Consider the following 7,260-nt stretch of genomic DNA (forward strand, 5'->3'; position numbering starts at 1 on the left):
CGACCACACCCATACCTGTGGTCCGGTGCGAGATCTATCGCTAGTGACGGGACACGAGGTCGCGCAGGTGATCGATCGCCGCGGCCGCCGAGGCGGCGCCGTAGACGGCCGAACCGGCGACGAAGACATCGGCACCGGCGTCGGCGCACTGCTCGATCGTGCGCGCAGAGACTCCTCCGTCGACCTGGATCCAGACCTCGCCGCCGTGGCGCCGCACGGCCTCTCGCACCTGCCGAACCTTGGGCATCTGATCGGCCATGAAGGACTGCCCGCCGAAGCCGGGCTCCACGGTCATGACCAGCACCATGTCGACCTCGGCGAGCAGGTCGGCATAGGGCTCGAACGGAGTCCCGGGCTTGAGGGCGAAGGCGGCCCTCGCGCCGGCCGCCCGGATGTCGCGCGCAAGCCGGACCGGGTCGGACGCGGCCTCGATGTGGAAGGTCACCGAGCCAGCGCCGGCCTCGGCATAGCCCGGTCCCCAGCGGTCCGGGTCGTCGATCATCAGGTGGCAGTCGATGGGGATGGGAGTCACCTTCAGCAGCGACTCGACGATGGGCAGCCCGAGGGTGAGGTTCGGGACGAAGTGGTTGTCCATGACGTCGACATGGGCCCAGTCGGCGTTGGCGATCGCCGCCAACTCTGACTCGAGGTTGGCGAAGTCGGCCGACAGGATTGAGGGCGAGATCTGCACGGGCACAACCCTATCGGCGCCGCAGCAGGGCAAAGAACATGCCGTCGGTGCCGTGCACGTGCGGCCACAACTGGACGAAGGGGCCATTCCCCAGGTCGATCAGGGCGCCGTTGCTGGCCTGGGTGAAGAAGGGGCGGGCATCGAGGATCTCCACGTCGTCGCGGCGCTTGACCACATCGCGGACCACGAAGCTGGTCTCTGCCAGATGCGGACTGCACGTGGCGTATCCGACCACTCCCCCGGGCGCGGTCGCGTCGAGAGCGCTGCGGAGCAGGTCGCGTTGGAGCGGGCCGAGCGCGGTCAGATCCCCTGGCTGCCGGCGCCACCTCGCCTCCGGCCGTCGCCGCAATGCGCCCAGACCGGTGCACGGCGCATCGACGAGGACGCGGTCATATGCCCCCGGCTCCTCGGCACCGTAATCGCGGCCGTCGCCGGTGCGCACCTCGATGGTCGAACCGCGCTCGACGGCGGCAGCGATCGCCGGCGCGAGGGTGGCGCGCACCAGATCGGCGCGGTGCTCACTGACCTCGTTGGCGACGAGGTCAGCGCCGGCAGCACTGGCCAGGACGGCGAGCAGGCCTGCCTTCCCGCCGGGGCCGGCGCACAGATCGAGCCATCGGCCGGCGGTCACCCCGGTGGCCTCGGACGGCACGGCCGCGAGGGCGAGCGCGACCAGCTGTGAGCCCTCGTCCTGGACGGCAGCCCGACCGTCACGCACCTCAGGCAGGTCGCCTGGCTGGCCACTGTCGAGCAGGACGGCTGTCGGCGCCCACCGACCGGGCCTCCCACCTTGGGCGATCAACTCGTCAACGGTCGTCAGTCCGGGCCGCGCGACGAGCGCGACCCGGGGCGGGTCGTTGTCAGCGCGCAGGAGCGCTTCGAGTTGATCGTCGACCGCCTCGGCGGGGGCCCATGGCCGACCAGGGCGCCCCGAAGCGCGGTGACGACCCACTCGGGGTGCGAGTACTCGAGCGCCAGCGCGGCCACGCCACCGGGCGGACGAACCCGCACGAGCCAGCTCTCCCGGTCGCCTTCGCTGATCCGCCGCAGGACCGCGTTGACGAAACCGCCGGCCCCTTGTGAGACCACGGCCCGAGCCAGGCCCACCGTCTGGTCGACGGCGGCGTGATCGGGCACACGCATTGCCAGCAATTGGTGCGCTCCGAGCCGCAGGACATCGAGGACGCGGCCGTCGATGGCGGTGATCGGGCGGTCCGCAGCCACCGCGATCACCGCGTCGTAGAAGGCCCGGTGACGCAGGGTGCCGAACGCAAGCTCGGTCGTGAACGCCGCATCACGGCCGGCCAGGTGCGACCTGCGCAGCAACTTGGGCAGCTCGAGGTTGGCATAGGCACCCTCCTCGACCGCCCGCAGCAGGTGGTATGCCGCGGCGCGAGTGGGCTCGGCGCGTCGGGTGCGTTCGGCGGGACGGGTGCTCGACCGCCGACGGGGAGGGTGACCCCCTCGATCCGCTCGATCGGTCCGATCCCGGCCAGGCGTGCGGTCAGCCACCGAGGTCCTCCCCCACATCGATACGGACGCCGCGGGCCCAATCGGCAGCCGCCATCTCCTTCTTTCCCTGGGGCCGCACCGTGGAGAGCAGCACGGGACCGGTCGCGGTGCCCACGACGACGGACTTCTTGTCGGCCAGCAGGCGTCCGGGCGGCAGCGAAGGGGCGTCATGGGTGAACAGGCTCACCGGCCCGAGCGCCACTCGTTGCCCACGGAAAGTGGTCCACGCCCCCGGATCCGGTGTGCAGCCCCGAACGAGACGGTCCACCGCGAAGGCTGGGTGATCCCAGCGCACCTGCGCCTCGGCCACGGTGAGTTTGGGCGCATGACTGACCCCGTCGTGGGACTGAGGACGAGCCGCCAGTGTGCCGTCCTCGATTCCATCGAGCGTCGCCACGAGCAGACCTGCCCCCGCGGCCGCGAGCCGGCCCAGCAGGTCACCGGCGGTGTCCGTGCTGCGGATCGCCTCGGTCATCGTCCCGAACACCGGACCGGTGTCCAGGCCGGCCTCGATCCGGAAGGTGCTCGCGCCGGTCACCGTGTCCCCGGCCATGAGTGCCCGCTGCACCGGAGCTGCACCACGCCAGGCGGGCAGCAGGGAGAAGTGCAGGTTGATCCAGCCGTGCCGTGGAATGTCGAGGGCGCTCTGCGGCAGGAGTGCGCCATAGGCCACGACGGGACAGGCCTCGGGCGCCAGGTCGCGAAGTCGGGCCTGGAAGTCCGGGTCCCGAGGGTGCAGGGGGGTGAGAACCTCGACCCCTGCGGCCTGGGCTGCCTGCTTGACCGGTGAGGCGGTCAACGCGCGGCCCCGCCCCGCGCGGGCATCAGGTCGAGTCACGGCGCCGACGACCTGATGGCGGGACTCCAGCAGGGCGGTGAGCGATGGCAGGGCCACGTCTGGAGTCCCCGCGAAGACCACGCGCACTCGGCACCTCCCATCTGACCGTATTCGTCGGCTTCATCCTAGGAGCCGCGCGCGACAGCCCCGCCGCCAGTCACCCTCCCTCAGCGCGAGGGGTCCGCGGGGTTCATCCGCACCTGGACCGCCTCGCCGGTGCGGCGCGCCGCCCAGCGCGCCCGGACCTGGCGCAGCACGGTCGCCAGCGCCTGCTCGGCCTCGTCATCCACCTGGACGATCAGGCGTTCGGTGCCGTCAGTCCCCACCGGCACGGGGCCAAGGACCCGTGCCCCCGGTGGCCACGGGGCACCCGTCGTCGCTGCGACGAGGTCGTTGTGGCCCCCGGTCACGGTGCCGACCGGGGCGGCCGGCGGCAGGCGCAGCGTGCGCCGCTCCGCCAACTCGCGGGCGGCGAACCATCCTGGATCCCATCGCACGAGGGCCTCGACGACCGGCAGGATCACGTGGTCGGGGACGCCACCGACGACCACGACTCCGCCCTGTGCGCGGGGGCGCACGAGCGCGGCTGCACCGATCCATCGACGCAGGGTGTCCTCGGCGGCGTCCAGTTCGGGCCGATCGAGAAGTGACCACGCGTCGAGGAGGACCCCCGCGGCATACCCCTCCTCGGTCGTGGGTTCGGCGCCGGGTGTCGCGATCACGATCCGGGGTGTCGACGGCACCGAGCCGAGCACCTCTGCGCGGCCCGACACCTGAACGGGAACTCCCGGAAAGGCGCGTCCGAGTTCCTCGGCCGTGCGGGTCGCGCCCACGACGCGGGCACGAAGCCGCGTGGGCCCGCAGTGTTCACACCGGTGGTCGGTGACCAGTCGGCCACACCAACGGCACTGCGGGGCGTCCCTCGGCGCGGGGATGGCAATGGGTCCGTGGCAGGTACGGCAGAGCACAGGCTGTCGGCAATCCTGACAGGACAGCGCAGGCAAATATCCGACCCGGGGAACCTGCACGAGCACTGGACCGGCCGCGAGTCCGGCGCGGACGCTCTCGTGCACCAGGCTCGTCATCCGCCCGTGGCCGCCCCCTGGGTCGCGAGCGCCCTCAGGACCTTCGCCGGCCACCTTGACCCACGGTGAGCGTTCGCGGACCACGAGGCGGGGGCACTCGACGGCCTTGAGGACCGCGGACTCGACGAGCTGCTGGACGGCGCTCGAGCGGGTGTGGCCCGCCGCGAGCAGGGCCACCCCCTGAAGGTCACGCCGCACGAGAGCGACGGTGCGAACGTGCGGATACGGAGCCCGCTGCTCGGTGTGGGAGTCGTCGCCGTCGTCCCACCAGGCGATCAGCCCGAGGTCGTGCACGGGGGCATGGACGGCTGCTCGGGTGCCGATGACCAGGCGCACCTGGCCACGCAACACCTTCAGCCACGCGGTGTACCTCGCCTGAGGGCCCTGATCGGCCGTCAGGCGGACGGCGGCACCACGTCCGAATCGCTCGATGACCGCAGCCTCCAGGGCGTCGCAGTCACGGGCGTCGGGGACGACGAGGATCGCGCCACGACCGGAGCGCAGTGTCGCCTGGGCAGCGTCGACGAGCAGAGCCGGCCACCGGTCGGCGCCCGCGATGCCCGGCGCCACCAGGGCGCTCGCCGACGGACTCTCGCCGTTGGCGAGCCGGTCGAGGAACGCCGGACCCCCGAGGTAGGGCTCCCACCCCCCCGTGTATGCCGGGTCGTCAGCACCGGGCGCGGACAGCGGTTCGGGAGGGGGCAGGTCGTGGGGCAACGCCCGCTCGGCCGCCGCGTGACGGGGCGGGATCGCCAACCGGAGCACGTCACCCAGGGAGCCTGCACAGCGGCGGGCGACCTCTTGGCAGGCGGCCAGCAGGGCCGGACCCAGGACCGGTTCGGGCGAGACCACACGGCGGATCGGCTGCAGTTGCCCGGTGTGGTCGGACAGGTCCGCGCGCTCGAGGACGAAGCCGTCGAGATCGCGCCCGGCAAAGCGGACCTTGACGCGGACTCCGGGTTGGACCTCGTCAGCCAGATCGGCCGGCACGAGGTAGTCGAAGGGACGATCCAGGTGGGGCAGGCCGGTGTCGACCTGGACCCTCGCGACCGGATCTGATGCGGCGGTGCCCGCGCGGGCGGCGTCACGGCGGGTGCGGGGGGTGCGCAGGGGCAGCAGCGTGAGCTGCTCGTCCCCACCGCTCACAACCGGCTCCGTCATGCCCGCGAAGATAGCCGACGGCCCCGACGCCGAGCGTCGGGGCCGTCGTGGCTGCAGGCCGATCAGCTCAGCCGCGAGAGGCGGCCTGGAGTTCCTCGACGCGGTTGGTCTGCTCCCAGGTGAATGCGTTCTCGATGCCCTTGGCGCTGGTCCGGCCGAAGTGACCGTAGGCCGCGGTCGGGGAGTAGATCGGGCGCAGGAGATCGAGGTCCTCGAGGATGGCGGCCGGGCGCAGGTCGAAAACCCGGGTGATGGCGCTCTGGATCTTGTCGACGTCGACGGTCTCGGTGCCGAAGGTCTCGACGTAGAGACCGACCGGCTGGGCCTTGCCGATCGCGTAGGCGACCTGGACCTCACAGCGCCTGGCCAGGCCGGCGGCCACGACGTTCTTGGCCACCCACCGGGTTGCATAGGCCGCCGACCGGTCGACCTTCGACGGGTCCTTGCCGGAGAACGCACCGCCACCGTGACGGGCCATGCCGCCGTAGGTGTCGACGATGATCTTGCGCCCGGTGAGGCCCGCGTCACCCATCGGGCCGCCGATGACGAAGTTGCCGGTCGGGTTGATCAGGGTGCGGTAGTTCGAGATGTCGAGGTCGGACCCGGCGTCCTTGAGTTCGGCCAGCACCGGCTCGATGACCTGCTCGCGCAGGTCGGGGGCGAGCAGTCCGTCGAGCGAGATGCCGTCAGCATGCTGGGACGAGATGACGACCGTGTCGAGAGCCACTGCCTTGGCCCCGTCGTAGGCGATCGTGACCTGGGTCTTGCCGTCCGGGCGCAGGTAGGCGACCTGATCGCTCTTGCGCACCTGGGTGAGCCGCTCCGCGAGGCGGTGGGCGAGGAAGATCGGGAGCGGCATGAGCTCGGCGGTGTCATCGCAGGCATACCCGAACATCAGGCCCTGGTCGCCAGCTCCCTGCTTGTCCTTCGGGTCGACGCCACCGGTGCGGTTCTCGAAGGCCGTGTCGACGCCCTGGGCAATGTCCGGGCTCTGCTGACCGATGGAGACCTCCACCCCACACGACGCCCCGTCGAAACCCTTGGTCGAGGAGTCGTAGCCGATCCGCAGGACGGTGTCCCGGACGATCTTCGGGATCTCCACGTAGGCCTCGGTGGTGACCTCGCCAGCCACGTGCACCAAACCGGTGGTCACCATCGTCTCCACGGCCACGCGCGAGCGCGGGTCCTGAGCAAGCATGGCGTCCAGGATGCCATCGGAGATCTGGTCGCAGATCTTGTCGGGGTGGCCTTCGGTGACGGACTCTGACGTGAATAGGCGTGCGGACACGCTGTGGCTCCTTGCATCTAGGGTTTCGGGCCGACCACCGGGGTCGCGGCGGCAGCCACGATCAATCTACCGTCCCCGGCGCCTTCGCCCGTGCGCGAGTCCAGCGCAGTGACCCGGGGCTCAGACCAACGTCTCGACGAGGTCCCAGATGGCGTCGGCGATGACTCGCTTGTCAGCGGGCCCGACATCTTCGACGCGAGAGCTGCCCTGAAGCAGCAGGTGGACGGTGTTCTCGTCCTTCCCGAAGGTCCTGTCCGACCCGACCTCGTTGACGACCAGGACGTCACAGCCCTTGCGCTCCAGTTTGGCGCGACCGTGCTCGAGCACGGAGGCCTTCGCGTCACCCGTCTCCGCAGCAAAACCCACGATCACCGGGCCCGCAGCATCTCCGCGGTGGCGGACCAGCTCGGCGAGGATGTCGGGGTTGCGGACCAATCGGATCTCTGGGGCCGAGTCGTCGCCGGGCGCCATCCCCTTCTTGATCTTGGTGTCGACGTAGTCAGCCGGTCGAAAGTCGGCGACGGCAGCTGCCATGACAATGACGTCGGCGCTGTCGAAGTGCTCGAGCATCGCCGCCCGCAATTGCTGGGCGGTCTCGACTCGCACCGACTCGACGCCGGTTGGCAACTGGAGGTCGGCCGTGGTCACCAGAGTGACCCGTGCGCCGCGCGCCGCGGCGGCTGCC

General features: G+C 71.0%; 5 protein-coding genes and 1 pseudogene. All 6 read right to left on the minus strand.

The features are described from left to right. Positions 1-40 precede the first annotated feature (40 nt). On the minus strand, positions 41-691 hold the full coding sequence (rpe, locus tag BN10_RS05265) for a ribulose-phosphate 3-epimerase (protein ID WP_040752592.1): 651 nt from the start codon (positions 689-691) through the stop codon (positions 41-43). A 10-nt stretch (positions 692-701) separates the two neighbouring features. Beyond that, a pseudogene (locus tag BN10_RS18245) lies at positions 702-2,221 on the minus strand (RsmB/NOP family class I SAM-dependent RNA methyltransferase). Then, positions 2,196-3,128, minus strand: coding sequence for a methionyl-tRNA formyltransferase (gene fmt, locus BN10_RS05275; protein WP_010850154.1), 933 nt, complete (start codon positions 3,126-3,128; stop codon positions 2,196-2,198). The pseudogene BN10_RS18245 and the gene fmt overlap by 26 nt, the downstream one beginning before the upstream one ends. 80 nt (positions 3,129-3,208) lie before the next feature. Continuing rightward, the gene (locus BN10_RS05280; protein ID WP_010850155.1) at positions 3,209-5,287 is read right to left on the minus strand and encodes a primosomal protein N'; all 2,079 of its coding nucleotides are present in this window, start codon (positions 5,285-5,287) and stop codon (positions 3,209-3,211) included. A gap of 67 nt (positions 5,288-5,354) precedes the next feature. Beyond that, positions 5,355-6,575 carry a methionine adenosyltransferase gene (gene metK, locus BN10_RS05285; RefSeq protein WP_010850156.1) on the minus strand — a complete coding sequence of 407 codons (1,221 nt, stop codon included), beginning with the start codon at positions 6,573-6,575 and terminating at the stop codon, positions 5,355-5,357. A gap of 120 nt (positions 6,576-6,695) precedes the next feature. Further along, positions 6,696-7,260, minus strand: a 565-nt coding sequence (locus BN10_RS05290) for a phosphopantothenoylcysteine decarboxylase domain-containing protein (RefSeq protein ID WP_324603512.1), incomplete at its 5' end; no start/stop codon positions are given.

This window comes from Phycicoccus elongatus Lp2, assembly GCF_000367525.1.
In the GTDB taxonomy this organism is placed as follows: domain Bacteria; phylum Actinomycetota; class Actinomycetes; order Actinomycetales; family Dermatophilaceae; genus Phycicoccus_A; species Phycicoccus_A elongatus.